This window comes from Rhizobium sp. NFR12 (assembly GCF_900108545.1).
Classification (GTDB): Bacteria; Pseudomonadota; Alphaproteobacteria; order Rhizobiales; family Rhizobiaceae; genus Neorhizobium; species Neorhizobium soli.
Window position 1 is genome coordinate 1,099,913 of the sequence record NZ_FNWM01000001.1, and the last position, 24,649, is coordinate 1,124,561.

Annotated in this window: 26 protein-coding genes; 11 read left to right on the plus strand and 15 right to left on the minus strand. The window is 59.6% G+C overall.

The window, feature by feature from the left end:
• Window positions 1-5 precede the first annotated feature (5 nt).
• Window positions 6-347 carry a tRNA-binding protein gene (locus BLW69_RS05305; protein ID WP_062455821.1) on the plus strand — a complete coding sequence of 114 codons (342 nt, stop codon included), beginning with the start codon at window positions 6-8 and terminating at the stop codon, window positions 345-347.
• A 71-nt stretch (window positions 348-418) separates the two neighbouring features.
• Here the strand turns inward: BLW69_RS05305 and BLW69_RS05310 are convergent, their stop codons facing one another.
• From BLW69_RS05310 to BLW69_RS05320, 3 genes are read right to left on the minus strand one after another with little or no spacing between them, the layout of a single operon-like run.
• Window positions 419-1,798, minus strand: a complete 1,380-nt coding sequence (locus tag BLW69_RS05310; RefSeq protein ID WP_092660390.1) for an ATP-binding protein — start codon at window positions 1,796-1,798, stop codon at window positions 419-421.
• 39 nt (window positions 1,799-1,837) lie between these two features.
• Entirely contained in the window at window positions 1,838-2,536 is a 699-nt protein-coding gene (locus BLW69_RS05315; RefSeq protein ID WP_062455827.1) for a response regulator, read from the minus strand.
• A 13-nt stretch (window positions 2,537-2,549) separates the two neighbouring features.
• Window positions 2,550-3,026 (minus strand): MarR family winged helix-turn-helix transcriptional regulator, encoded by a 477-nt coding sequence (locus tag BLW69_RS05320; RefSeq protein WP_092660392.1) that lies wholly within the window; start codon window positions 3,024-3,026, stop codon window positions 2,550-2,552.
• A 264-nt stretch (window positions 3,027-3,290) separates the two neighbouring features.
• Between BLW69_RS05320 and BLW69_RS05325 the strand changes: the two genes are divergently transcribed.
• A complete protein-coding gene (locus BLW69_RS05325; RefSeq protein WP_062455833.1) occupies window positions 3,291-3,485 on the plus strand; it encodes a hypothetical protein in 195 nt (64 codons plus the stop codon).
• A 68-nt stretch (window positions 3,486-3,553) separates the two neighbouring features.
• Entirely contained in the window at window positions 3,554-4,201 is a 648-nt protein-coding gene (locus tag BLW69_RS05330) for an MBL fold metallo-hydrolase (RefSeq protein WP_092661065.1), read from the plus strand.
• Window positions 4,202-4,279: 78 nt separating this feature from the next.
• On the opposite strand, the gene BLW69_RS05335 is transcribed toward BLW69_RS05330, so the two are convergent.
• A complete protein-coding gene (locus tag BLW69_RS05335; protein ID WP_006725577.1) occupies window positions 4,280-4,495 on the minus strand; it encodes a cold-shock protein in 216 nt (71 codons plus the stop codon).
• 478 nt (window positions 4,496-4,973) lie between these two features.
• Window positions 4,974-5,915 carry an EAL domain-containing protein gene (locus BLW69_RS05340; protein ID WP_062455836.1) on the minus strand — a complete coding sequence of 314 codons (942 nt, stop codon included), beginning with the start codon at window positions 5,913-5,915 and terminating at the stop codon, window positions 4,974-4,976.
• 220 nt (window positions 5,916-6,135) lie between these two features.
• Here BLW69_RS05340 and BLW69_RS05345 point away from each other — a divergent pair, with 220 nt between their 5' ends.
• A complete protein-coding gene (locus tag BLW69_RS05345; protein WP_092660394.1) occupies window positions 6,136-7,338 on the plus strand; it encodes a pyridoxal phosphate-dependent aminotransferase in 1,203 nt (400 codons plus the stop codon).
• 134 nt (window positions 7,339-7,472) lie between these two features.
• Here the strand turns inward: BLW69_RS05345 and BLW69_RS05350 are convergent, their stop codons facing one another.
• Both BLW69_RS05350 and BLW69_RS05355 read right to left on the minus strand, forming a co-directional pair.
• On the minus strand, window positions 7,473-8,693 hold the full coding sequence (locus BLW69_RS05350) for a PQQ-dependent sugar dehydrogenase (protein WP_092660396.1): 1,221 nt from the start codon (window positions 8,691-8,693) through the stop codon (window positions 7,473-7,475).
• Between the two features lie 124 nt (window positions 8,694-8,817).
• A complete protein-coding gene (locus tag BLW69_RS05355; RefSeq protein ID WP_062455845.1) occupies window positions 8,818-9,930 on the minus strand; it encodes a calcium:cation antiporter in 1,113 nt (370 codons plus the stop codon).
• Between the two features lie 199 nt (window positions 9,931-10,129).
• On the opposite strand from BLW69_RS05355, the gene BLW69_RS05360 reads away from it, so the two are divergent.
• Window positions 10,130-10,390 carry a DUF2188 domain-containing protein gene (locus tag BLW69_RS05360; RefSeq protein WP_062455848.1) on the plus strand — a complete coding sequence of 87 codons (261 nt, stop codon included), beginning with the start codon at window positions 10,130-10,132 and terminating at the stop codon, window positions 10,388-10,390.
• Window positions 10,391-10,470: 80 nt separating this feature from the next.
• Here BLW69_RS05360 and BLW69_RS05365 read toward each other — a convergent pair whose 3' ends face one another.
• From BLW69_RS05365 to trxB, 4 genes are all read right to left on the minus strand, one after another.
• Window positions 10,471-11,595, minus strand: a complete 1,125-nt coding sequence (locus BLW69_RS05365) for an alkene reductase (RefSeq protein WP_062455851.1) — start codon at window positions 11,593-11,595, stop codon at window positions 10,471-10,473.
• Between the two features lie 51 nt (window positions 11,596-11,646).
• A complete protein-coding gene (locus BLW69_RS05370; RefSeq protein WP_092660398.1) occupies window positions 11,647-11,943 on the minus strand; it encodes an ArsR/SmtB family transcription factor in 297 nt (98 codons plus the stop codon).
• A 591-nt stretch (window positions 11,944-12,534) separates the two neighbouring features.
• Window positions 12,535-13,437, minus strand: coding sequence for a LysR family transcriptional regulator VtlR (locus tag BLW69_RS05375; RefSeq protein WP_062455858.1), 903 nt, complete (start codon window positions 13,435-13,437; stop codon window positions 12,535-12,537).
• Between the two features lie 2 nt (window positions 13,438-13,439).
• Window positions 13,440-14,414: a thioredoxin-disulfide reductase gene (gene trxB / locus BLW69_RS05380; protein ID WP_062455861.1), complete on the minus strand. Its 975-nt coding sequence runs from the start codon at window positions 14,412-14,414 to the stop codon at window positions 13,440-13,442.
• A gap of 341 nt (window positions 14,415-14,755) precedes the next feature.
• Here trxB and BLW69_RS05385 point away from each other — a divergent pair, with 341 nt between their 5' ends.
• Genes BLW69_RS05385 through BLW69_RS05395 form a run of 3 tightly spaced genes read left to right on the plus strand, consistent with a single transcriptional unit; the run spans window position 14,756 to window position 17,081 of the window.
• Complete coding sequence (locus BLW69_RS05385; protein WP_062455864.1) at window positions 14,756-15,226, plus strand: Lrp/AsnC family transcriptional regulator; 471 nt, start codon at window positions 14,756-14,758, stop codon at window positions 15,224-15,226.
• Window positions 15,227-15,275: 49 nt separating this feature from the next.
• The gene (locus BLW69_RS05390; protein WP_092661067.1) at window positions 15,276-16,289 is read left to right on the plus strand and encodes a Stealth CR1 domain-containing protein; all 1,014 of its coding nucleotides are present in this window, start codon (window positions 15,276-15,278) and stop codon (window positions 16,287-16,289) included.
• Window positions 16,290-16,349: 60 nt separating this feature from the next.
• Window positions 16,350-17,081, plus strand: a complete 732-nt coding sequence (locus BLW69_RS05395; RefSeq protein ID WP_092660400.1) for a hypothetical protein — start codon at window positions 16,350-16,352, stop codon at window positions 17,079-17,081.
• Between the two features lie 22 nt (window positions 17,082-17,103).
• Here the strand turns inward: BLW69_RS05395 and BLW69_RS05400 are convergent, their stop codons facing one another.
• The 3 genes from BLW69_RS05400 to greA form a co-directional block, all read right to left on the minus strand.
• Window positions 17,104-17,994: a hypothetical protein gene (locus BLW69_RS05400; RefSeq protein ID WP_092660402.1), complete on the minus strand. Its 891-nt coding sequence runs from the start codon at window positions 17,992-17,994 to the stop codon at window positions 17,104-17,106.
• Window positions 17,995-18,064: 70 nt separating this feature from the next.
• Entirely contained in the window at window positions 18,065-19,117 is a 1,053-nt protein-coding gene (locus BLW69_RS05405) for a glycosyltransferase family 4 protein (protein WP_175487250.1), read from the minus strand.
• Window positions 19,118-19,180: 63 nt separating this feature from the next.
• Window positions 19,181-19,657, minus strand: coding sequence for a transcription elongation factor GreA (greA, locus tag BLW69_RS05410; RefSeq protein WP_062457929.1), 477 nt, complete (start codon window positions 19,655-19,657; stop codon window positions 19,181-19,183).
• Window positions 19,658-19,899: 242 nt separating this feature from the next.
• Here greA and BLW69_RS05415 point away from each other — a divergent pair, with 242 nt between their 5' ends.
• The 3 genes from BLW69_RS05415 to BLW69_RS05425 all read left to right on the plus strand — a co-directional run bounded on the left by BLW69_RS05415 (window position 19,900) and on the right by BLW69_RS05425 (window position 23,061).
• Window positions 19,900-21,132, plus strand: coding sequence for a putative DNA modification/repair radical SAM protein (locus BLW69_RS05415; RefSeq protein WP_092660406.1), 1,233 nt, complete (start codon window positions 19,900-19,902; stop codon window positions 21,130-21,132).
• Window positions 21,132-22,583, plus strand: coding sequence for a UdgX family uracil-DNA binding protein (locus BLW69_RS05420; protein ID WP_092660408.1), 1,452 nt, complete (start codon window positions 21,132-21,134; stop codon window positions 22,581-22,583). The genes BLW69_RS05415 and BLW69_RS05420 overlap by 1 nt, the downstream gene beginning before the upstream one ends.
• A 100-nt stretch (window positions 22,584-22,683) precedes the next feature.
• On the plus strand, window positions 22,684-23,061 hold the full coding sequence (locus tag BLW69_RS05425; protein WP_244508745.1) for a DUF6693 family protein: 378 nt from the start codon (window positions 22,684-22,686) through the stop codon (window positions 23,059-23,061).
• A 6-nt stretch (window positions 23,062-23,067) separates the two neighbouring features.
• Here the strand turns inward: BLW69_RS05425 and BLW69_RS05430 are convergent, their stop codons facing one another.
• Window positions 23,068-24,636, minus strand: a complete 1,569-nt coding sequence (locus BLW69_RS05430) for an MFS transporter (RefSeq protein ID WP_092660410.1) — start codon at window positions 24,634-24,636, stop codon at window positions 23,068-23,070.
• Between the last annotated feature and the right edge of the window lie 13 nt (window positions 24,637-24,649).

Sequence of the window (24,649 nt, forward strand, 5' to 3'; positions counted from 1 at the left end):
CAGCCATGTCTGACGAGATAAGCTTTGCCGACTTCGAGAAGGTCGATATCCGGGTTGGCACGATCGTCGAGGTCGAGCCGTTTCCGGAAGCCCGCAAGCCGGCCTTCAAGCTGAAGATCGATTTCGGGCCTGAGATCGGCGTCAAGAAATCGTCGGCGCAGATTACCGTCCACTATACGCCTGAAACGCTGCTCGGACGCCAGGTGCTGGGCGTCGTCAATTTTCCGCCGCGCCAGATCGGGCCGGTCCGTTCCGAAGTGCTGACTCTTGGCTTTGAAGACGAGAACGGCGCGATCGTTCTGGCTGCCGTCGAGCAGGGCGTTCCAAACGGCAAGAAGATGATGTGAGACGGCAACCCCGTCTTCACTAAACGTCTTAGTCTTCTCCCCAGTCCAGCATGTTGCCGATAGCGGTCCGCTCAGGCCGGAACGCGAACGATTGCCCTCAAGCCACCGCTCGGACTGTCGTCCAGCGTGACATTGCCGCCATGCGAGCGGGCGATGTCGCGGGCGATCGCGAGGCCGAGGCCGGTTCCGGATGCATCGAGATTGCGGGCCTCGTCGAGCCTGTGGAATGGCTTGAACACGTCCTCGCGGGATTGCGCAGGAACGCCCGGGCCGTCGTCATCGAGGGTCAATGTCAGCCATTTGGCGCTGTGGCGCGCATCGATATGCAGGTTGTCTGCGTAGCGCTGGCTGTTTGAGACGAGGTTTCCGAGCAGGCGGTTGAAGGCGTTCGGCCTGACGGCGATCTCGTCGTCGCCCTCGATGTGGTAGGTGAGGATCTGGCCGTGCAGGCTGAAGCTCGCGCGGAATTTCTCGAGAAGCTCGCTGAGATAGAGCGTGCCGAAATCCTCCTCGGCCTCGCCCTTGGCAAACGCCAGATAGCCTTCCAGCATAGACTGCATGTCTTCGACATCCTGTTCCATGCCGGCGAGCTCAGGCTTGTTGCCGGCAAGTGCCAGCTGCAGCTTGAATCGGGTGAGGATGGTGCGCAGGTCGTGGCTGATGCCGGCCAGCATCGCGGTGCGCTGCTCCATCTGCCGTTCGAGCCGTTCGCGCATCTGGATGAAGGCAAGGCCTGCGCGCCTTACCTCGTCTGCGCCGCGCGGCGAAAAGCCTTCGGTCTTTTGTCCCTTGCCGAAACTTTCCGCCGCCTGGGCAAGTCTCAGAATCGGGCGGATCTGGCCGCGCAGGAACAGGATCGAAATCACCACCAGCACGAAGGCGGTGCCGATCATCCAGATCAGGAAGATGTGGGTGTTGGACGCGTAGGTAGAGCCGCGTCTGGCAAACACCCGCAGCACCCGTTCGTCCATTTTCACGCGGATCTCGACGAGCCGACTGTCGCCTACCGTATCGATCCAGAACGGCATGCGGATCTGACTGCTCAACTGTTCGGCAAGGATGTTGTCGAGGATCGCGAAGAAGGGGCGCTGGCGGGGCGGCGGGAGCTGGCCGTTCTCCTCGATTGCAATCGTCAGGCCGAGAGAGCTGTCGGCGATACGGCTGACTTCGTTGTAGTTGCTGTCCTGCGGATAACTGCGGATGATTTCGATAATGGCGGCGATGTCGCGAACGGTGCCTTCAGACAGGCGCTCCGTCACCATTCGCCAGTGGCGTTCCATGAACACCGCGGCGACGACCGTCTGCAGCAGAAGCATGGGGAGAATGACGATCAGCAGCGAACGGGTGTAGAGGCCCGTCGGCAGCCAGCGACGCAGCCAGCGCGTGAACGGACGCCAACCGGGGAGGGTCAACCGGCTGGTCTCTCGCTTCAGCGTGTTGAAAATTGCCATTCGCCGCCCGTTATCGTCCTGTCGTCGGTCTCTTGTGCATCAGTCGATACTCAGCCTGTACCCGATGCCACGCACGGTCTGGAGATAGACCGGGTTGGCGGGGTCTTCTTCGATCTTACGACGCAGCCGGTTGATCTGCACGTCGATTGTGCGCTCGCCGACATCCGTATCGTCCCCGATCAGTTCGTGGCGGGGGATCGTTTCGCCGGCGCGCAAGGCAAACAGCATCATGATTTCCTGTTCGCGGTCGGTCAGGCGGATCGTCTCGGCAGCCTTGCGCAGTTCCTTGCGCGGGATCGAGAAGGTGAACGGACCAAACATGATCTGCTCGATCTTCGGTGCATCGGCCGAGCTGCTGCGGCGCAGGATGTTGTTGATGCGCAGGACCAGTTCGCGCGGATCGAAGGGTTTTGACAGGTAATCGTCGGCACCTGCCTCAAGACCGGCGATGCGCGATTCTGCCTCGACCCGTGCCGTCAGCAGGATGACCGGGGTGGTCTTCTTTTCATAAAGCGACTGGGTGAGCGACAGGCCTGTTTCGCCCGGCATCATCACGTCGAGAATGATGAGGTCGAAATGCAGTCCTTCCAACTTGCGCCGCGCTTCGGCGGCATCTCCCGCGACCGTGATGCGGAAACCCTGCTCCACCAGATAGCGGTTGAGGAGATCGCGGATGCGGGTGTCGTCGTCGACAACGAGAAGGTGAGGGGCGTCGTCCAAAAGCGGTGTATTGGTCATCTGTCTGTCCCGGTCAGATATCCTGACTGATGTCGATATCAGAAATCACGAGGTTCGGGTCACGTCCACGCATCCGTTGAAGGAAAAGGGTTACGCTTTCCCGCATCCCGGGGGTGAAGTCTTCCATGGCGCGTGCGATACGCTTGGATTGCGGCTCGCACAGGGCCAGCGCCAGTTCGCGGCCGGCAAGGGTCGGATAGAGGCGGCGCTGTCTGCGATCCTTGGCCCCGGCCATCTGCCGGATATAGCCAGTCTCGATCAACTGCTTCAGGACGCGGGCGAGGCTCTGCTTGGTAATCTGCAACAAATCGAGAAGATCCGTCACCATCATCCCCGGCTGGCGGCAGACGAAATAGACAACCCGATGGTGGGCGCGCCCCATGCCGATCTTCGCCAGGATAGCGTCCGGATCGGACACGAAGTCGCGATAGGCAAAGAAGAACAGCTCGATCGCTTCGAAATCGATCTGGCCCTCGTCGACCACGGGCATCTGTGGCGGGACTTTCTTGACGGCTTTTCCCGTTGCTGCAGGCGGCACGCCGTTTCCTTTCGCTCGCTACGTCTTCATCGTGTGAAGCTGTTTAACGTAATCCTTTTGCGCTGTCGCCCGTGATAAATCGCTCTGGCGGTCAAAATTCGACCGGTTGTGTTGCTTTCAGGGAGAACACGCACTTTCTTTTGCGCGCACGACTTGTCCGGCGGAACCTTTATCCCCAAGCGCCATTATTCCCAGCGAACGACTGGAGATTATTCAATGAACGCGCACACTTATTCCGCAATGCCGCCGATCGAGCTGAACCAGACCAAGGCCGAAGCTCATCCGCTGCGCCCGGTCTTCATCACGGTGATTGCGCTGAAAGTCGTCGTCTCGGCATTTCTGCTGGCGACTGTTTCGCTGGCCCCGCCGGTTGCTGCCGAAGGCACGTATCTGGCCGCCGCTATCAACTGATTTTGAGGCTGTCATCGGCAAGCCTTCCGGCTATGAAGAACGACAACGTTCAGGGCAGGACAGGCATTATGCGTCGATTGCAGGCAAGCGTCATTCCGGTGACGCCATTTCAACAAAACTGTACCGTCTTCTTTGACGACGATACAAAGGCAGGCGTCATTGTCGACCCAGGCGGTGACATCGGGGTTATTCTAGAACTCGTGCGCAAAAGTGGCATTGCCCTTTCCGAGATCTGGCTGACCCACGGTCATATCGATCATGCCGGAGGTGCCGACGAACTTCGTGAGGTGCTGGGCATTCCTGTCGTCGGACCCCACCGCGACGATCTTCCCCTTCTCGAAAATCTTGAAAAGCAGGCTCAGATGTTCGGTGTCGAGGGCGACGTCCGCAACGTCGTGCCTGATCGGTTTCTTGACGAAGGCGAAACAGTCTCGTTCGGCGAGCATGTGTTCGAGGTTTTTCATTGTCCGGGACATTCGCCCGGTCACGTCATCTTCTATAACAGAGACAACGCCTTCGCACATCTTGGCGACGTCCTGTTTGCCGGGTCGGTCGGACGGACCGACCTACCCGGAGGCGATCACGCGACCCTGCTGGACTCGATCCGCACCAAGGTTCTGCCGCTGGGAGACGAGGTAGGTTTTCTCTGCGGTCACGGACCGGGAAGCCGGATCGGCGACGAGCGCCGCAGCAATCCATTCCTGAAGGGCCTGTAACCGGCAACCGGTATCACGGGCATAAAAAAACCCGGCATCACTGCCGGGCTCCAACTGGAATGAGCGAGCTTTTGAAGCTCAACCGGAAATCTGCAGATTGACGGCCTTGGGGCCTTTTCCGCGACGATCCGGTTCCGTGTCGAAGCTTACTTTCTGGTTTTCAGTCAGCCCGGACAGGCCGGAAGCCTGTACGGCGGAGATATGAACGAAGATATCGGCGCCACCGTTGTCTGGTTTGATAAAGCCGAATCCCTTGTCCGTATTGAAGAATTTCACAGTGCCAGTCTCGGCCATGCAGCAGGTCCTTTTCCTTCTGTCCGTGTTCAGCGGCGGACAGCATCAGAGTGTGCCCTCACGGGCGGCGGCAGGCAGCTTTAAGAAAGGGTCCCTGTGTTTACCGCGGCGACTGGCAGATAAGGTATAAAACCAAGCCCCCAGTTCCCGCCCGAAGTCTTGGCGCCTTCGGAGCGCGTCATTATAGGTCTTCCCATGCTCGTAAATTGCCCGAACATGGACAGAGTGCTGTGTTTATCAAAAATTGGCAAGAAAAAGTTTTTTGAAAGGCAGGCCCGTTCCAGCCTGCCTCATTTGGCCAAAAGCGCTGCAAATGCGGGCTTTGCGCATGGTCCGAAGGAAGTTGGATGGGCAACGGATCGCTGGCGATGCTTCGCCCGATCGGCTTTATGCCCGTTCGCGTCATGTTTGTAGCCGTTTCTCAACGTCTACACTCTCTGCGGGAAGTTCCACTGCGAACCGGTGAAAGTACGGACGGCTAGCTGCCCTGATGTCTGCGGCCGAAGGTTTTCATCCGCTTGAGAGGGGTGGCCGACGGAAACGGGGCGGCGGCAGAGACGCGAATGGCGGATGCAGGCGAGGGGCTCATGTCGAGGTCGCCGCCGATGCGCGGCAGGCCGTGTTCCGGGAATGTCCTGTCGAACGTGGTCGGGGCGAGTTCAGGCCGTGCGAGTGCATATCCCTGCACGAGAGACGCGCCGAATTCCTCGCACACCTCCACCTGCCACATTTCCTCCAGTCCTTCGATGATCGGTTCGATCCCGTCATCCAGCATCTGCTGCAGGACGACACGCAGGAGTGCTGCTCCTGCCGGATTGTCGAGAAAGTCGCGGACCCAGCCGGGTTCGAATTTGACGTAGTCAGGCTTCACCCGCTTGAGAAGCGCCAGATCGGACTCGCCCGCACCGTAATCATCGATCGCCACCTGGAAGCCGATGGCGCGCATGTGGCTGGTGAAGTCGGCGATGACGGCGGCGTTGGTCTCGGCGGTCTGGCGGATTTCGCAGACGATCCGGTTGACGGCAAGTCCGGCTTCGTGGCTCGCAAGTTTGATGCGTTCGACTTCGTGGCGCATGTCTTCGGGCGTGCGCACCAGACCCGGCTGGAACTTGACGAAGATCTTCGCCTGGCGTCTGTCGAGCCGGCCGGTGTTGAGAATATGGATCGTCCGGACCATGCTGTCGATATCGGCAACTTCGGCGGGATCAACGAGGCTGAAGAATTCGTGTGGGGGAACGGGCTCTTCGCCACGATAGGCGCGCACGAGCCCGACAAAGGCTTCGATGGCCAGCCGATTGCCGGGTTTCGACGTTCTGAAAATGGGCTGAAGCGCGGATCTGAGAATGAAAGGCCCGTACGCGGTCGACCATGCCCCGTCGTCGCCGCGAACCAGGTTGGCGAAAATGCTTCTCGATGCCATACCCGTACCGTCTCCTGCGCAATTTTGCAGATTGTAGGCGAGACGGGTTACGCGGTCGTAAATACGCGTCCGAAGGTTTTAATCAGCGACATTGATGGCATTCATTCATGCTTTTTTCTTGAAAGGCGTCGGTTCATTCTCCATACAGCTTGAGGCGGCCGCTCGGCGGCGAATGAGCGCACCCCGCCGTAGTGTTCAATCAGCCCAGGACCGAAACGACATGGCCTTTCTTGCCGACGCCCTTTCCCGTGTAAAGCCTTCAGCGACAATCGCTGTTTCCCAGAAAGCTCGCGAACTGAAGGCGAAAGGGCGTGATATTATCGGTCTCGGTGCCGGTGAGCCCGATTTCGACACGCCTGATAATGTCAAGCAGGCGGCGATCGACGCGATCAACCGCGGCGAAACCAAGTACACCCCGGTTTCAGGCATTCCGGAGCTGCGCAAGGCGATCGTCGACAAGTTCAAGCGCGAAAACAATCTCGACTACAAGGTCGAGCAGACCATCGTCGGAACCGGCGGAAAGCAGATTCTGTTCAATGCCTTTATGGCGACGATGAATGCAGGGGATGAAGTGATCATCCCGGCGCCGTACTGGGTTTCCTACCCGGAAATGGTATCGATCTGCGGCGGCACGCCCGTCACGATCTCGACCAAGCAGGAAAACAACTTCAAGCTGACAGCCGAAGAGCTGGAAAGCGTGATCACGCCGAAGACCAAGTGGTTCATCTTCAACTCGCCGTCGAACCCGACGGGTGCTGCCTATAGCGCGGATGAATTGAAGTCGCTGACCGACGTGCTGCTGAAGCATCCGCATGTGTGGGTCCTGACCGACGACATGTACGAGCATCTGACCTTCGGCGACTTCAAGTTCGCAACGCCCGTCGAAGTGGAGCCGAAGCTCTACGACCGGACGCTGACGATGAACGGCGTTTCGAAGGCCTATGCGATGACCGGTTGGCGTATCGGCTATGCGGCTGGTCCGATCGAGCTGATCAAGGCCATGGACATGATCCAGGGCCAGCAGACCTCGGGAGCGTCGTCGATCGCGCAGTGGGCAGCTGTCGAGGCGCTCAACGGTCCGCAGGATTTCGTGACCAAGAACAAGGCGATCTTCGAAGGCCGCCGCGATCTCGTCGTGTCGATGCTCAACCAGGCCTCCGGCATCGTTTGCCCGAAGCCTGAAGGCGCATTCTACGTCTATCCGTCCTGCGCCGGCCTGATCGGCAAGACGGCTCCGACCGGCAAGGTCATCGAAACGGACGAGGATTTCGTGTCCGAGCTTCTGGAATCGGAAGGTGTCGCCGTGGTTCACGGATCGGCCTTCGGTCTTGGCCCGAACTTCCGCATTTCCTACGCGACGTCGGAAGACATTCTCGAAGAAGCCTGCAAGCGCATCCAGCGCTTCTGCGCAGCCTGCAAGTAAGTTTCGAGACACGAGTTTGATGGGAGAGCCCGGCCAAGCGCCGGGCTTTTTCGTGAGTGGTGGTCCAGTGGAGGGAAGGTCGGGGCGGGCCACGGCTATAGCCCCGACCGAGCCCCTTTTCGAGGATCCTGCGTTTAAGCCTTGGTTAGCTTGACGATCGTCGAGGAGCCGGAGCGGGTTTCGGTGACGGCGTAGACGGCGCCATCGGGGCCGACCTTGACGTCGCGGATGCGGGCCTTGAGCGGAACGTGTTCTTCGTGACTCACCTTGTCGCCATCCATATGCAGGACCACCACGCCCTGGGTTACCAGGCCGCCGACCAGGAATGCGCCCTTCCATTCGGGGATCGCATCGCCATCGTAGAAGGCCATGCCGGAGGGGCCGATGACCGGATCCCAGTAATAGACGGGCTGTTCGGTCTGAGCCTTCTCGGTGATGCCGTCGCCCACCTTGCCGCCGCTATATTCGACGCCGTAGGTAACCTCCGGCCAGCCGTAGTTCTTGCCGGCTTCCGGTCGGTTCAACTCGTCGCCGCCCTTGGGGCCATGTTCGACCGTCCAGAGGCGGCCGTTGCCATCGAGCGCTGCTGACTGGAGATTGCGGTGGCCGTAGGACCAGATTTCCGGTCGCGCTTCGGCCTGATCAACGAATGGATTGTCGGGCAGGGCCTTGCCGTCCATGTCGATGCGGAAGACTTTTCCAAGACCGCTTTTGAGATCCTGTGCCTGGACACGCGGCTCCGGATCGGACCGCTCGCCGACCGTGACATAGAGCTCGTTGTTGTTGCCAAAGGTGAGGCGCGAGCCGAAATGCTTGTTGCCGTCATAGCTTGGCATCTGCTGGAAGATCACCTTGACGTTTTCCAGCTTGCCGCCGCCATCGTCGTTGGCGACGAGCTTGGCGGAGGCGACGGATGTGCCGTTGCCGTCTTCACGCTCTTCGGAGAAGGAGAAGAAGATCATGCCGGACGTTTCGTGATCCGGGGCGAGGGCCACGTCGAGAAGACCGCCCTGGCCAGCGGACAGGACTTTTGGAACGCCTTCGATCGCAGGGCCGGGCTTGCCGTCCTTGATGATATGCATCGCGCCTTCCTTGGCGGTCACGAGCATGCGGCCATCGGGGAGAAATTCCATAGACCAGATGTGCGGAAGCCCTTCGGCAACGACTTCGGTGGTGATCTTAGGCATTTCCGCCGGCTGCGCTGCGCGGGTCTGACCGGTGAAGGCAGGCTTTTGATCCTTCGCATTTGGAGCGCTTGTTTCAACCGGTTTGCCACCGGTTTGAGCCATTGCGGGAGCGCCGACCAGTGCGAGAGCCAGGGCCGTGCCTGCAAGGAAGATGTTCGTGCGTTTCATGGGTCACCTCCGGACTTTGTCTTGATGCCTTTCAGTGGCGATCGCTCGCCAGACATTGTCCCATCTAGGGCGGCCAGTCCCGAAGACCGAACACAGGGTGTTCAACTCTTCTTTATTGCAGATGTCACAATCCGATCATCGTCAGCATGATGAAGGTCGCAAACAGCACAAAATGGGTCATGCCCTCGATTGCGTTGGTCTGGCCGTCGTTGAGGTTGATCGCCGCAACCACGAGCGTGATTGCCACCATCACCGTCTGGACCGGCGTCATCGCCATGATGAAGGGCTGGCCGGTATAGAGCGCGATGCCTTCCATGACCGGGACGGTGAGAATGACCGTCGAGAGCGACGCGCCCATGGCGATGTTGACGACGGACTGCATGCGGTTCTTGAGCGCCGCCCGCATGGCGGTCAGGATTTCCGGCGCGGCGGAGATGGCGGCGACAACGACAGCGGTCAGCGCGATCGGCGCGCCGGAGCCTTCCAGGCCTTCGCCCATGAAGACCGACATGAATTCCGCCAGGAAGCCGATGATCAGAACGCCCAGAAGAATTATGCCGATCGATACGGCCGCGGAATCCTCGGCGGCCTCCTCCTGAGGCGCGGACGCTGTCCCGGCGGCTGCCGCCTTCTGGGTCCGCGGATAGGTGTAGCTGAAGAAGTAGCTGTGCGGCCCGACCTGCATCTTGAGAAAGACGCCGTAGAGCGCGATCATCGCGCAGATGGTAAAGGCGGAATAGTAGTGCCAGCTTTCACGCGGTACGAATTCCGGCACGATCATCGAAATGCCTACCGCCGTCATGATCATGACAGTGTAGGTGCGGCTTGAATCGTCGTTATAGGGTTGCTCGCCATGGCGCAGGCCACCGAGCAGGGCCGCGAGGCCAAGAATGCCGTTGATATCCAGCATCACCGCCGAATAGATCGTGTCGCGCACCAGCGTCGGTGAGGAATTCGAACCCATCATGATGGCGAGGATCAGGACCTCGACCGCCACCGCGGACAGGGTGAGGATCATCGTGCCATAGGGGTCGCCAACCTTGTGCGCTAAAACCTCCGCATGATGCGCGACACGTGTCGATGCAAGCACGATCACGCCGACGAAGAGCGCTGCTGCGATCAGCGACACCGTCTTTCCGGCCTCCAGAATTGAGTGTTCGATGAAGAAGCCGAGAATGGCGACAACGAGGGCGATCAGCAGGAATTTCTCCTGCCGGAGGTGGGTCGCGATTTGCACTGGAAGCTCCTGGAAACGATCTCGGAGAAACTAGGGTTGTCGGTCGACCTGCACAGAGGACGGTTTGCGATAATCGGTCTTTGGTGCCATTATCCTCGCCAGTGGAAGGAACTTCGCGGCGTATTCCGGCTTTTTTGCACTACGCGGCCTTCTGGACCGAGACCGGTCGGGCAGCCACGAAAAACATACAGGAGGATCTATGACCAAGGTCGTTTACACAATCGTGCCACATGATGGCGGCTGGGCCTATCGACTGGGCGACGTTTATTCCGAAACATTCCCGAACCACAACGACGCGCTGCAGGCGGCCCGGATTGTGGCTGCCGAACAGCAGGTGGGTGGTGAGCCCGAAGAGATCAGCTGGCAGGACGCAAAGGGCGTCTGGCACACCGAGCACAGCGACGGCGGTGACCGTCCCGAAGCCGAAGTTGTGGATGGCGATCAGGCGGACGCGCGCTAAGCATTCGCTGCGACCAAAAAGAAGGCCATGCCCGGCGTTTGTGCCAGGCATGGCCGATTTCAGATAGTCGGGCCTAAAGCTTAGGCTTCTGCTGATTCAAGCGACGGGTAGTCGGTATAACCCTTAGCGCCGCCGCCGTAGAATGTGTTCTTGTCCGGCTCGTTGAGCGGCGCGTTTGTCTTGAAACGCTCGACCAGATCCGGGTTGGCAATGAACAGCTTGCCGAAAGCGACGCCATCCGCATAGCCGCTAGCTACAGCCTTTTCAGCCGTATCCTTTTCATAGCCATTGTTGACCACCCAGGCGCCGGTGCCGCCGGCGTTGCGGTAGGTATCCTTCAGTTCCTGGTAATCGAACGGCTTGCCGCCCTGGACATAGTCGCGGTCACCACCGGTCGCACCCTCGATGACGTGGATGAAGGACAGGTTGCGGGTCGCCAGTTCCTTGACCAGATAGTCGAAGACCGTCTGCGGCGCATCTTCGGTGATGTTGTTGGCAGGCGTAACAGGCGACAGGCGAATGCCGACGCGACCGCTGCCGATGGCTGCAGCGACGGCGTCAACGACTTCGAGCGCGAACCGGGCGCGGTTCTCGACGGAGCCACCGTATTCGTCTTCGCGGAGGTTGGCGCCAGTCTTCAGGAACTGGTCGATGAGGTAGCCGTTGGCGCCGTGGATTTCGACGCCGTCAAAGCCGGCCTCGATCGCAGCCTTTGCACCGGCAGCAAAATCGGCAACGACGCCCGGGATCTCGGAAAGTTCGAGAGCGCGCGGCTCCGATGTATCGGCAAACGCGCCGCTGCCATCCGGGTTGATGATGTAGGTCTTGCCCTTGGCGCCCAGTGCGGACGGCGCGACGGGTGCGCCTTCATTCGGCTGCAGCGAGGTATGCGAAACGCGACCGACGTGCCAGATCTGGGTAACGATCTTGCCGCCCTTCTTGTGAACGGCTTCCGTCACCTTCTTCCAGCCGTCGATGGCCGGAGCGAGGTAAAGGCCCGGAACGTCGGCATAGCCCTGTCCCTGCTGGCTGACCGGGGTGCCCTCGGTGATGATGAGGCCCGCGGAGGCGCGCTGTTCGTAATAGGCGATGTTGAGATCGTTGGGGATCGCCTTCGGCGAACGGTTGCGGGTGAGCGGCGCCATGACGACGCGGTTCTTCAGTTCGATGTCGCCGAACTTTACCGGTTCAAAGAGTGAGGTCACAGGAATATCCTTCCATGCTGCTTTGGGAGTGATTGAGTTAAGGGGTGGCATTCAGAGAGCGGAGCGAAGATTGGTCACGAAGTCTGCGATCTTCTCCTCGTCGCGGCTGTAGAACGCCCATTGACCAACCCGGCTCGTTTTCACGAGGCCGGCTTTTTCGAGGGTCGAAAGGTGCGCAGAGACGGTCGATTGCGACAGACCACATCGTCTTTCGAACTGCTTGGCACAGATGCCCATTTCGAGCGGATGATCCTGATCGGAAAAATGCTGCTCGGGCTGCTTCATCCATTCAAGGAACTCAATCCTCGTCGGATGGGACAGTGCTTTCAGTATCTCGTTGCGATCCATCGTCTTTCCATATCGTCTCTAACCGATATATAGATCGTCTGAAGACGATTTAAAGGAATGACGTTCCCATTTTTTTGAGGAAGGCAAAAAAAAGGGCCTACAGATTGCTCCGAGGCCCGTCAGGTGTGAAGGTCTAAAACCTCCAGAGGGGAACAGCCGGCGCTGATAACGGGGACGTCATCAAATTGCTCCGGCTGATCCCTATATGGGCGCAGCGATTTGTGAGAGCAAGGGGGGTGGCCGAAATATTGACCGTTTCGGTCCAATTACTCTGGCAGGCAGCCGAGGATTGCGGCGGGCCGGCAAACCGCAGGGCAAAAAAAGAGGGCCACCGGATCACTCCAGGGCCCTTATAATTATGAAGGTTAAAAACAACCTCCAGAGGGGAACAGCTGCTGCGGTGGAACTGGGAGGAAAGCCACCATATGCATCAGCTGAGTGCGATATGATGGTTTTTTGGGCAAGCGGCAACGCTTTTTTGCGCAGGACTGCCATGCACGTTCTGCACAGCTTACTCTAGTCAGTGAGTCGTGTATGAAATCGCTGCGAGAATCCCGGTGCCCATTCCGAGCGAAACGTCTTCGACAGCGATCAGAAATTCCAGTTACGCGCCTTGGCGACGATAAAATCGCGGAAGACCTTCAGCTTGGCAGCGTTCTTCATTTCATCCGGGTAGCAGAAGTAAGTGTCGAATGAAGGGATGTCGGCGCTCAGCGTCAGCTGGATCAACCCAGGGTCGCGGCCGACGATATAGTCGGGCAGGCAAGCGATGCCGATGCCAAGCAGGCAGGCTCGTTTGATGGAGGTCTGGCTGTTTATCTGCAGGTGGGGCGTGCGGGTGTTGTCCGAAGAACGGCCGGCGGATTCGAGCCAGTTGACGTCGAGAAGGTAATTCGGGGCAGGCTCGCCGAAGGAAATGATGCGGTGGGTGTCGAGATCTTCGACCGACTGCGGTTCGCCATAGCGGTTGATATAGGAGGGGGCTGCATAAACGTGCATGTGCACGGTGAACAGCTTGCGCTGGATCAGGTCCGACTGCTGCGGCTGGCGAAGGCGGATGGCGCAGTCCGCATGGCGCATGTTGACGTCGACTTCCTCGTTATCGAGGATGAGCTGGATCGACATTTCCGGATAAAGCTGCAGGAACTCCTGCACCTTGTCGGTGAGCCAGCCCTGGCCAAGGCCGACCGTTGTCGTGACGCGCAGCTTGCCCGACGGCTTTTCCGTCGTCTCGGTCAGCTGCATCTTCACGGTTTCGAGCTTCAGAAGCACGTCATGCGCGGTGCGATAAAGAAGCTCTCCCTGTTCGGTGAGGATGAGGCCGCGGGCGTGGCGGTGGAACAATTTGACGCCGACGTCCTGTTCCAGCGCGCTGACCTGCCGGCTGATTGCCGACTGGGACAGATGCAGCTTGTCTGCTGCATGGGTGAAGGATCCCGCCTCCGCTGCAGCGTGGAAGATGCGCAACTTGTCCCAGTCGAGAGGTACGCCCATGCTTACTCCGCAGCAATGGCAACCGGCTGAATGCCGGCGAGGTAACGTTCGGCTTCGAGCGCTGCCATGCAGCCCATGCCGGCGGCGGTGATCGCCTGTCGGAAGGTGTCGTCAGTCACATCGCCCGCGGCAAACACGCCGGGAACGTCGGTCATTGTTGAATCAGGCGCCGTCCAGAGATAGCCGCCGTTCTTCATTTTCAGCTTGTCCCTGAAGAGTTCGGTCGCCGGCGCATGGCCGATCGCCACGAACACGCCGTCGATCGGCTGGTCAGAGATCGTGCCGGTCCTGGTATCACGCAGGCGCACACCCTCGACCGATGGGGGCAGTGGCGCGCGGGCCGGCTTGCCGGTGACCTCGGCAATTTCGGTGTTCCACATGACCTTGACGTTGGGGCGCTGGAACAGGCGCTCGGACAGGATCTTTTCCGACCGGAACGAATCACGCCGGTGGACGACCGTCACGGTCTTGGCGATATTGGAAAGATAGAGTGCTTCCTCGACTGCGGAGTTGCCGCCGCCGACCACGATCACATCCTTGTTGCGATAGAAGAAGCCGTCGCATGTGGCGCAGGCGGAAACGCCAAAACCCTGGAACTGCTGCTCGCTTTCGATGCCGAGCCATTTGGCCTTCGCACCGGTCGCGATGATGATCGTATCGGCAGTCCAGACGGTGCCGGAATCGGTGCGGACCGTGAAGGGGCGATGATTCATCTCGACCTCGGTCACGAGATCGTTGACGATCTCGGTGCCCACATGGACCGCCTGCTGCAGCATCTGTTCCATCAGCCAGGGACCCTGGATCGGATCGGCAAAGCCCGGATAGTTTTCAACGTCCGTGGTGATCATCAGCTGACCACCCTGTTCCATGCCTGCAATCAAGACCGGCTTCAGCATCGCACGCGCTGCGTACACCGCAGCTGTATAGCCGGCGGGGCCGGAACCGATGATCAGAACCTCTGTATGACGGGCGGACATGATGACGTTTCCTTTCCAAGACCGTGTCGGGCGCCTGGCGCCGCTTCCTCATATAGGAAGCCATTATTCGGTCTGCCGCTTTTGACACGTCATGTAAGGGCCATCCATGCAACATTGCAAGGGCAGCCTTGCGATAACAACAAGACAGTTGGAACCGCCCGGCAGAAACGGCAGGTCAACTGCGATTGGATGTGTCTCCAGGTGCACCTCGGTTGACAACATCTGGACCGGCGCGCGAAATTTTCTTGCGTCGGAACGATGTTATTGTATGTCTTCGCGACACCGAGATGGATACCCGGGAGCCTGCGTGCTCCCGTCAATTTTGAAGGCAGGCACTACACATGGTCGTGAAAGTCGAACTCGATACCATCGACCTGAAGATCCTTCGCGAATTGCAGAAGGACGGACGCATGACCAATGTCGAGCTGTCCGAACGGGTCGGCATATCGGCGCCGCCCTGTCTGCGGCGCGTTCGCAAGCTGGAAGAGAACGGCATCATCAAGGGTTATCGCGCCATGCTGCAGGCGTCGCTGCTCGGATACGATCTTGTCGCCTTCTGCATGGTGGGACTGAAGCAGCAGTCGGACAGCAAGCTGAAGGCCTTCGCGGCGGATATGGAAACGCGGACCTTGGTGCGTCAGGCCTGGATGGTCTCCGGCGAGACCGATTTCCTGCTGCAATGCGTGGCCGAGAACCTCACCGTCTTCCAGGATTTCGTCATCGAGGATCTGACCGCGGTCGACAATGTCGATACGGTTCGCACCATGCTGACGATCCGGCAGGTCAAGGACGCACCGGTCGTGCAGATCTAGGATCGTTGAGATCGAGGTCCTCCGAGGGGCAGGGAGCAGGAACCAGAGCATGTCCAGCCACGACATCGAGCTTGTGATCACCTGGGTTGATGGTTCGGACCCGGAGCATCGCGCGAAGCGCCTGCGATACGATGACGTTGCGTCGAGCTCGCACGCGGTGGCGTCCAGCCCGACGCGCTTTGCCGATAACGGCGAGATCTACTATCTCATCGCCTCCGTGCTGAAATACGCGCCGTTCATCACCAAAATTCACATCGTCACGGACGGGCAGAAGCCGGAATTCGTCGACAGTTTTGCGCAGGCAGGTTTCTGCACGGAAGATTTCATCGCCATCGTTGATCACAATGTGGTTTTCGACGGGCTTCCGGCCGTGCTGCCGACGTTCAACTCGCTGTCGATCGAGGCTGCGGTCTGGAATATTCCGGGGCTTTGCGAGAATTTCGTCTACAGCAATGACGACTTCTTTCTGAACGCTCCGACATCTGCCTCCGCGTTCTTTCGCGACGGCAAGCCGATGATTTACGGGCGCGTGAAAAGCGGATTGCGATCCCGCCTCAAGCAGTGCCTGCGGTGGTTCAAGCGGCAGCGGGCGGAAGCCTCCAACGCTGTTCCGAGCTTTATCGTCGCGCAGGAGAAGGGGGCAGAGCTGGCGGGTGCGAAGAACCGGTTTCTGCAGGTCGGCCATTACTTTCATCCGGTCAGACGCTCCACGCTCGCCGATTACTATGCAGCGCATCCCGACGTACTTCGCCAGCAGCTCTCCCATCGCTTTCGCAACATCGCCCAGCATTCGCCGGTCGCGCTTGCCAATCATCTCGAGATGGAGCGCTTTGGCGCGACCCCGTTACCCGAACACCGCACGGCCTATATCAAGCCGCGGCAGAAGCGGGCGACCGCACCTGTGCTCGCCATGATCGAACAGGGTAGCGCCCCGTTCGGATGTATCCAGAGCCAGGACGAACTCAGCATCGAGCTTCGCCAGGCGCTGACTGACGTGATGATAACGAAATTTCACACCCATCTGCCGCACCGGCTTATCGAACACCTGCGGGCGGCAGACTGACGAGGTTACCGGTGTAGACAGGACTGCCGAGGTTACGGCAGCAAGACTTGGAGAACGTGCGTGGTACGCAAGAAGAGTAAGCTTGAGGCACTGCTGTCCTTCAACCGCTACCGCAAGCGCTGGGGAGCAGCAAAATACGCCAAGCTCGACCAGGATTACGCGGGCATGAAGCAGCGGCTGATCGAGGATTCGGATCGCGAGCACCGGTCGGGCAAGCAGAAGTCGCTCGACGATCACATGGCGAACCTGAGACTGGAGTTCAAAGGCCAGCCGGAACTGCTGTTCTATCATGCGCAGCTTATCGTCCTCATGCGGCGCGAATATAATGTCCGGGAGACGTACCAGCAGTTCAAGACCCTGTGGGAGAATGAAGCGCCGTTCCTCACCGCCCATCTCGATCTGCGTTGGCTGATTTCCGCGAGTGACAGCATTGCCGATCTCGACGAGGACATGACGGCAAGGGCGATCGCCATGATCGGCTCGTCGCTTGCCAACACGATCAAGGTCTACGAGACCGACCGCTTTATCCATGGCGGCGACGAGCGTCCTGTCTCACAAGATGCGATCGAACAGACGCAAGGTGCGCCGATGCACAGGTTCAACGGGATGTACCTGTTCAAGGTGGGGACCGACGACACGCTGCGAAACATGCGCTGGCGGCTCGATCCGTTTTTCAAACAGGGGATTGCCGGCGAGATCGCGAAGGCGATCTACGACCGCCTGCAGGAGAACGACACGGCATTCAGCCGGTTACGAGCGCTCCACCACCGCGATCGCAGCGGGTGGTGGTAGCAGGCGCTTAAGCTGTCCCGGTTCAGGATGGCTCGCCATTCTTCGCTCGCTGCTTTTTGCGCTGCTTGACCAGCCTGTCCTTCTTGGACCTGATCCGCAGACCTCTAGCGAGATTGTAGATGACGCGAAGCGGCATGGTGATCGTGATCAGCTTGCCGAGGTTGCGGTTGCTGTTTTCCAGCCGTTCGGAAAGGACCTGGATGGCGGCAAACACAAAGTTGCTGTTGTCGATATCGGCGAAGTGGCGCGACAGCGCCTTGTAGGAATTGAAAGCTGTTCTTCCTGCCATTTCGAGCTTGTCGCTGTTGGCGAGCAGTTGCAGCACCGACTGTTCGAACGTCCAGTCGTGGATGTGGAACATCTGCCACTTGCGGCTGCGGCGTCCCGAGAAACCGCAAAGCACGACCTTGGCCTGCGGCACCTTCTCGCAGAGCCAGACCGAAAGGGCGAAGCCTGAACTGGCGGTATGGTCGCGCGGGTAGAAATCTTCGAGGTAGCTGCAAAGGTCAATGGCACCTGCTGCGACGCCGCCGAACTCGGCCGGTTCCGTCACCTGTTCCATCGTGGCAGCACGCATGCTCATGATACCGGTAAAGCCGGGGCCCGGCAGCAGGGCCAGCACCTTGTCGAGAGCGTTGTCGTAGATCAGTTCGGACCCGACACGGCTGGTGCGTGCCACCAGCAGCGAATTGCGCGTGAACGGCGCTTTCAGCACCTTGTTGACGTAGTTGAAGAAGACGAACAGCGTCGTTTCCGGATAGGCGGCGTGGATCTCGTTGAAGTTCTGCTCGTCACTGTTGGCGACAAGGACGATGTGGCTATAGCCGGCGAAAAACTGCTGCCAGTCTCCCTCGCTCAAAAGTCCGCTCGTCGTCGGTCTGTGCTGCGCCATCCCGGCAGAAAGTTCCGTCATTCGAAGCGTCCTCCATGCAGATGCGGGCAGAGCCGGACCGGTCGCGTGACACCGGATGCCTCTGAAGTTTTCATGGTCTGGTCTCTAAAAGCGTTTCGTAGATTTCCGCCAGATTGTTGGCTTCCTTTTCGATGGCGAAGGCGACGCGCACATGCTCGCGACCGCTCCAGCCCTGCTGGCGGGCCAGTGCAGGGTTTTCGAAATAGGTGCGCAGCGCATCGCGAAGCGCCGTGTAATCGCCGGCCGGAACAACCGATCCGGTCTCGCCCTCGACGATCATTTCGGAATAGGCGCCGGCATCGCTTGCAACGACTGCGGTTCCCGATGCCATCGCCTCGAGCGGCGTCAGTCCGAAGCCTTCATTGCGGGACGGTGCCACATACAGAGACAGGCGACGGTACCAAGGCTTGATGTCGTCCACTTCGCCCATGAACAGGATGCGATCTGTCAGACCGCTCATGGCGACATCGGCTTTCAACGCATCGCCGAAAACCTTGTTGTCCGGCGTGACACGCCCGCAGACGACGCCCGTCCATTCGGGATAGGACGGCAACAGCTCGATCAGGGCACGCACGAAAAGGTCTGTACCCTTCTGATGCCGAACGCGCCCGAAGCAGCCGATCAGATGCTTGCCGAAACCATCTGCCGGGGAGGAAGGGTCGGATGGGCCGGAGGGACGGAAGAGATCGAGATCGACGCCGTGGTGCACCACCTTATAGGGCACTTTCAGGTATGAACCCGATCGTGCAGACGTCGCGACGACCGCATCCATCTTGCTGATCAGAAAACCCGTCCATGCGGAATGGGTTCGTTGCGCGGCGGAGGTGAACAAGAGCTTCAACGGCATCCGCAGCACATCGCGCATGAAGAGGCCGGGCAGCATCTCGATATTGCGGCGGGCATGCCAGACACGGGCGCGCCGCCCTGATGGCGGTGACCACAGCGCGGCAAGGTCGGCATAGCGGATGTGGGGAAGGTGGGAGGGCAGGCCAGGTCCCAAGACCGCGATCTTCTGACCCTTTGCCCATTGCACCGGAATCAGCTGGACGATCGTGGACGTCACGCCGGAGAGCCGCTTCTTGAAGTTCGGCGCGATCACTTCGATATCGGATATATCGACCACGGAGCCGGGAGCGATACCGCTGCCCATCTCCGTGGCGACTTCGCCAGACGTTTCCACGAGCGATCAGCCCCAGGAGATGGCGAGGATCTCGTAGGCCTTGGAGCCGCCAGGGGCGACGACTTCGATGCTGTCACCCTTCTCCTTGCCGATCATGGCACGGGCGATGGGTGAAGAGATCGAGATGCGGCCAGCCTTCACGTCGGCTTCCTGATCGCCGACGATCTGATAGGTCTTTTCCTCTTCGGTATCTTCATCGATCAGCTTGACGGTTGCGCCGAACTTGATCGTGGAACCGGACATCTTGGAGAGGTCGATCACTTCGGCGCGGGCCGTGAAATCTTCCAGCTCGCCGATGCGGCCTTCATTGTGGCTCTGGGCTTCCTTGGCCGCGTGGTATTCGGCGTTTTCCGAAAGGTCACCATGGGCGCGCGCTTCCGCAATCGCTTCGATGATGCGGGGACGCTCCTCCTGCTGGCGCCAGCGCAGTTCTTCCTGCAACTGGGTAAACCCCTTCGGCGTCATCGGTACCTTTTCAACCATTTTCTTGTCCTTAAGGCGCATGTCCGCGGATGCCGCGGACACAAAAAGAAACAGGTTCCGGAGCGGTAACTTCGGAACCATCTGCAGCATCTGAATTTAGGGCATCATAACAGAATTTCGACTGCTCCCGCTAGGAAAATCGAAATGGTGTCAGATGCGCCAGCTGGAGTTGAATGAATCAAACGTCCCTCGATTTGTCAACGGGTTGACGCAGTCATAAAGAACATATAGAGAACGCACTAATGAAGAAGTCGCTGAAAGAACGGTTGGCGATCCTGTCGGACGCTGCCAAGTACGACGCCTCCTGCGCCTCCAGCGGGACATCAAAGAGAGATTCGTCGGTATCCGGCGGATTGGGTTCGACCGAAGGGTCCGGCATCTGCCATGCCTATGCCCCGGATGGCCGTTGCATCTCGCTTCTGAAAATCCTTATGACGAATTTCTGCATTTACGATTGCGCCTACTGCATCAATCGTTCCTCCAGCAATGTCGAGCGCGCCCGGTTCACGCCCGAAGAGGTTATCTGGCTGACGCTGGAATTCTATCGGCGCAATTATATCGAGGGTCTGTTCCTGTCGTCGGGGATTATCCGCTCGTCCGATCACACGATGGGCGACATGGTGCGGATCGCGCGGGAATTGCGCACGGTCCATAATTTCCGCGGCTACATCCATCTGAAGACGATCCCGGAAGCGTCGCAGCAGCTGATTGAGGAGGCGGGGCTTTATGCCGACCGTCTGTCGATCAACATCGAACTGCCGACCGATGCAGGGATCAGCCAGTTTGCCCCGGAAAAGCGGCCCGCCAATATTCGTCGCTCGATGGGCGATCTGCGTCTGAAGATCGAGGAGATGCGCGACCCGACGCTGCAGACCAAGCGTCGCAAGCGGTTCGCGCCTGCCGGCCAGAGCACGCAGATGATCGTCGGGGCAGACGGCGCCAACGACGCGACCATTCTCGGGACGAGCGCCAGGCTTTACGGCAGCTACAGCCTGAAACGCGTCTATTACTCCGCCTTCAGCCCGATCCCGGACTCATCGAAGACACTGCCGCTGATCAAGCCGCCTCTGATGCGCGAGCATCGGCTCTATCAGGCTGACTGGCTTTACCGGTTCTACGGGTTCGAGATCGGCGAGATTACAGCGTCGACGGAAAACGGCATGCTGGATCTGGACCTTGATCCGAAGCTTGCATGGGCGCTCGGCAACCGCGACAAGTTCCCTGTCGATGTGAACAAGGCGGACAAGGAGACGCTGCTGCGGGTGCCGGGTTTCGGGACCAAGACCGTCGGAGCGATCCTTTCGTCGCGGCGGTTTCGCAAGCTGCGTCTGGAGGATTTAAAGCGGCTGAGCGTGTCTCTGAAGAAGGTACAGCCCTTTATCACCTGCGAAGGGTGGACACCGCGGAAGCTTGCCGACCGGGCCGATCTGCGATCCATGTTCCAGCCAAAGCCGGAGCAGCTGTCGCTTCTATGATGTACCGAGTCTTGTTGCGGGGGAGAGGCGATCTGACCGAGTGGCGCGATGCTGCGCGTGCCTATCTTGCGGCCGGCATCGCACCTGATCGTGTCGAGTGGCGCACGATGGACGACACGGACGGATTGTTCGGGCTGGACGGCAACCAGTTGCCTGAGCCTGTCGACAAGCCGGTGACGCAGGGTGTTCCTCCAGCCTTTCTGAAGCTTGCCGCCTCGGTCATCTGCCATTCCGATCCGACGCGGTTCTCGCTTCTCTACCGGATGCTGTTTCGCATGGCACACGGGCGCAATTTTCTGGGTATGGCGACCGATCCAGATGTGGTGGCGGCAAACCGGATGTCGAAATCGATCGGCCGCGACTATCACAAGATGACCGCCTTCGTCCGTTTCAAGGAAATTCCACTGCCGGAGGGTGTTGCCGGACGCCGGCGCTTTGTGTCCTGGTTCGAGCCTGATCATTTTATCATCGACCGTGTGGCCCCGTTTTTTCAGCGTCGTTTCAACGACATGGACTGGCTGATCGTGACGCCCAGGGGTTCGGCGTCCTGGGATGGCGAGACCCTGCGGACCAGCGATGAGCCCGCCGAAAAGCCAGACCTTCGCGACGACACGGACGATCTGTGGCGGACGTACTATGCCAATATCTTCAACCCCGCGCGGCTGAAGGTGAAGATGATGATGTCGGAAATGCCGAAGAAGTACTGGAAGAACCTGCCCGAGGCAGAGCTTATTCCGGGCATGATCGCCAGCGCCGAGGCAAGTGTGATCGAGATGGGACGCAAGGCGGCGAGCGAACCCCTGGCGTTCCACCATCGCATCCAGGAAGCCGCAGCACGGGTGCCAATGCCAGAAGGGCCGACCGCCGGTACAATCGAGGCCTTGCGGGAGGAAGCACGTCGCTGCACCCGCTGCGACCTCCATTGCATGGCGACCCAGACGGTTTTCGGCGAGGGGCCTGTCAATGCCAAGGTGATGATCGTCGGCGAGCAGCCGGGCGATCAGGAGGATCTGGCCGGGCGCCCCTTCGTCGGGCCGGCGGGCAAAGTGTTCAACGAGGCGGTGAGCGCGGCCGGGATCGACCGGACGCAATTCTACATCACCAATGCGGTGAAGCATTTCAAATACGAGCCACGAGGCAAGCGGCGCATTCACCAGAAGCCAAATATGGGCGAGGTGCAGCAGTGTCGCTGGTGGCTCGTCCAAGAACTCGATCTGGTGCAGCCGAAGCTGGTCGTCGCGATGGGTGCGACCGCGCTGTTTTCACTCACCGAGATGCGCCACAAGCTGGAGGACGTCCGGGGCAGGCCGATTGCCATGCAGAACGGTCGGACGCTGTTTGTCACCGTGCATCCGTCCTACCTGCTTCGCATTCCCGATCTGGGGCGAAAGGCGGAGGAGGTGGCGCGGTTCATAGAGGATATCGTGGCGATCGGACGCCTGGCTTCGTAAGCGAAGCATCAAGTTCATTGGTAGGCCCAGGTTTCAACTGACTTCGTCTTGAAATGAAAGCTGTATTCGGCGGGGTCTCTAAAGACTATAGCTGGGGAATATGTCGAATACAGACGTTGCGGCCACACCGCCATTCAAGACGCAACCTTTCGGAGCCACGCTTCGGTGCGAATATTCGCTGATGGAGGCGGTCGGGTATATCATTCTCTGGGTGATCATCAGTGTGTTGACACTTGGGATCGGTGCGTTCTTCGCCGTTTACTACTTCTACAAGAGCATCATCAACAAGACCTACCTGATCGGCCGGGACGGCCAGCGGATCGCGCGGCTCGAATGCGAACTCAATCTGGCGGAGATGATCGGTCACATCCTGATCTGGATCCTGATCTCCATCGTGACGCTTGGGATCGGTCTCGTGTTCTACGTCTTCCGCACGCTGCGCCTCTGCTTCAACAAAACGAGGCTCGTCTATATCTGAGCGCGCTCAGTGTCCCGAGCCGATCGCGCTTTCGTCGATATGGGCGCGGGCGTAGATCGTGCGGGCGGTCGCTGCGAGGATAAGCAGGACCAGTGAGGCGAGGAGGCAGCAGCTGGCAAAACCCGTCGAGAAGGATTGCCTCGCGGCCTCCAGCCAGATCGGACCTTCGCCTGCCTGCAGAGCGGTGCCACTGAGCCCGCGTGCCGTCTCGACGGCGCCGCCGATGGTCGCCCTGACCGTCGCTGCCTGGGCAGGGTCGAGGCCGGTCACATCCGCGCCATCCATTAGAATGCGATAGACCAGTGTGCCGAAGCTGCCGAGAAGGGCGACACCGAGGGCGCCGCCGAATTCGGCGCTGGTTTCGGAAATCGCCGAGGCCGAGCCGGAGCGTTCCGGTGGCGCCGTGCCAACGATCAGGCCAGTCGTCGTCAAAACGACGGGCACAAAGCCGATGGCGATGATCATGGTCGAGCCGAGGACGCCGTAGAGGCTCTCCGAGTAGGCAGCGATCGACATGGACAACATGCCGGCCGCGTTGATGACGAGACCGATGAGGACGGTGTTGACCGGGCCGAACCGGTTGGTGAAACGGTAGGCCTGCAGCGACATTACGGTAAAGACGATCGATGACGGGATCGACCAGAGGGCGGCTTCGAGCGGCGACAGGCCGAGCACGAACTGCAGGAAGAGGTTCTGGTAGAGAAACACCCCGAAGACGAAGAACATGCCCGCGAGATTGACGAGAAGCGAGGCGGTGAAGGCGGGGATGGCAAACAGTTTGAGGTCGATCAGAGGCTGCGTCAGGCGCTTCTGACGGCGGATGAACAGGTAGCCGAACGCAACGCCGACCGCGATCGGGACCAGATGCTGGCTCTGGAACCCATCTGCCGCCATGTGCTTGAAGCCGTAGATCACCGGCAGCACGGTCGCGAGCGACAGGACGACGTTGAAGAGGTCGAGCTTGGCACTGTCCGGGCTTTTGTATTCCGGCAGGAGGAACGGGGCGACGACCAGAAGCACCAGCATGATCGGAATGTTGATGAGAAACACAGAGCCCCAGTGAAAATACTGCAGGAGAAAGCCGCCGAGGAGCGGACCGATCAATCCGCCCAGTGCGAAGGCTGTGCCCCAGATGCCGATCGCCCGGTTTCGCTCGGCTTCGTTCTTGAAGAGGTTGACGATCAGCGACAGGGTCGAGGGCGCGATCGTCGCACCGGCGATGCCGAGAAGCGCACGGGCTGCGATGAGTTCCTGTGCTGTCGAGGAGAAAGCGGCAAGTGCCGAGGCGAGCCCGAAGGCGAATGCGCCGATCAGCAGCACGCGGCGGCGGCCGATCCGGTCTCCGAGCGTGCCCATGGTGACGAGAAAGCCGGCGACCATGAAGCCGTAGATATCGTTGATCCAGAGCAGTTCGGACGCCGACGGATCGAGATCCACAACGATCGCGGGGACGGCGAGAAACAGGATGGACAAGTCCATCGAGTAGATCAGGCAGGCGATCGACAGGACGCAGGTACCGATCCATTCCCGGCGACCGGCAGGCTCGTGGCCCGGATGTTGCGACGGCGTCTGCATCGTTCCTCTCCCA

Bases quoted from the DNA above. Each gene is read 5' to 3' on its own strand.
- BLW69_RS05375 (WP_062455858.1), bottom strand. From the start codon at position 13,437: ATGGGCGTACCTCTCGACTGGGACAAGTTGCGCATCTTCCACGCTGCA.
- BLW69_RS05305 (WP_062455821.1), top strand. From the start codon at position 6: ATGTCTGACGAGATAAGCTTTGCCGACTTCGAGAAGGTCGATATCCGG.
- BLW69_RS05415 (WP_092660406.1), top strand. From the start codon at position 19,900: ATGAAGAAGTCGCTGAAAGAACGGTTGGCGATCCTGTCGGACGCTGCC.
- BLW69_RS05360 (WP_062455848.1), top strand. From the start codon at position 10,130: ATGACCAAGGTCGTTTACACAATCGTGCCACATGATGGCGGCTGGGCC.
- BLW69_RS05425 (WP_244508745.1), top strand. From the start codon at position 22,684: ATGTCGAATACAGACGTTGCGGCCACACCGCCATTCAAGACGCAACCT.
- BLW69_RS05385 (WP_062455864.1), top strand. From the start codon at position 14,756: ATGGTCGTGAAAGTCGAACTCGATACCATCGACCTGAAGATCCTTCGC.
- BLW69_RS05400 (WP_092660402.1), bottom strand. From the start codon at position 17,994: ATGACGGAACTTTCTGCCGGGATGGCGCAGCACAGACCGACGACGAGC.
- BLW69_RS05320 (WP_092660392.1), bottom strand. From the start codon at position 3,026: ATGCCCGTGGTCGACGAGGGCCAGATCGATTTCGAAGCGATCGAGCTG.
- BLW69_RS05340 (WP_062455836.1), bottom strand. From the start codon at position 5,915: ATGGCATCGAGAAGCATTTTCGCCAACCTGGTTCGCGGCGACGACGGG.
- BLW69_RS05335 (WP_006725577.1), bottom strand. From the start codon at position 4,495: ATGGCCGAGACTGGCACTGTGAAATTCTTCAATACGGACAAGGGATTC.
- BLW69_RS05390 (WP_092661067.1), top strand. From the start codon at position 15,276: ATGTCCAGCCACGACATCGAGCTTGTGATCACCTGGGTTGATGGTTCG.
- greA (WP_062457929.1), bottom strand. From the start codon at position 19,657: ATGGTTGAAAAGGTACCGATGACGCCGAAGGGGTTTACCCAGTTGCAG.
- BLW69_RS05310 (WP_092660390.1), bottom strand. From the start codon at position 1,798: ATGGCAATTTTCAACACGCTGAAGCGAGAGACCAGCCGGTTGACCCTC.
- BLW69_RS05420 (WP_092660408.1), top strand. From the start codon at position 21,132: ATGTACCGAGTCTTGTTGCGGGGGAGAGGCGATCTGACCGAGTGGCGC.
- BLW69_RS05430 (WP_092660410.1), bottom strand. From the start codon at position 24,636: ATGCAGACGCCGTCGCAACATCCGGGCCACGAGCCTGCCGGTCGCCGG.
- BLW69_RS05370 (WP_092660398.1), bottom strand. From the start codon at position 11,943: ATGGATCGCAACGAGATACTGAAAGCACTGTCCCATCCGACGAGGATT.
- BLW69_RS05350 (WP_092660396.1), bottom strand. From the start codon at position 8,693: ATGAAACGCACGAACATCTTCCTTGCAGGCACGGCCCTGGCTCTCGCA.
- BLW69_RS05330 (WP_092661065.1), top strand. From the start codon at position 3,554: ATGCGTCGATTGCAGGCAAGCGTCATTCCGGTGACGCCATTTCAACAA.
- BLW69_RS05345 (WP_092660394.1), top strand. From the start codon at position 6,136: ATGGCCTTTCTTGCCGACGCCCTTTCCCGTGTAAAGCCTTCAGCGACA.
- BLW69_RS05325 (WP_062455833.1), top strand. From the start codon at position 3,291: ATGAACGCGCACACTTATTCCGCAATGCCGCCGATCGAGCTGAACCAG.
- BLW69_RS05315 (WP_062455827.1), bottom strand. From the start codon at position 2,536: ATGACCAATACACCGCTTTTGGACGACGCCCCTCACCTTCTCGTTGTC.
- trxB (WP_062455861.1), bottom strand. From the start codon at position 14,414: ATGTCCGCCCGTCATACAGAGGTTCTGATCATCGGTTCCGGCCCCGCC.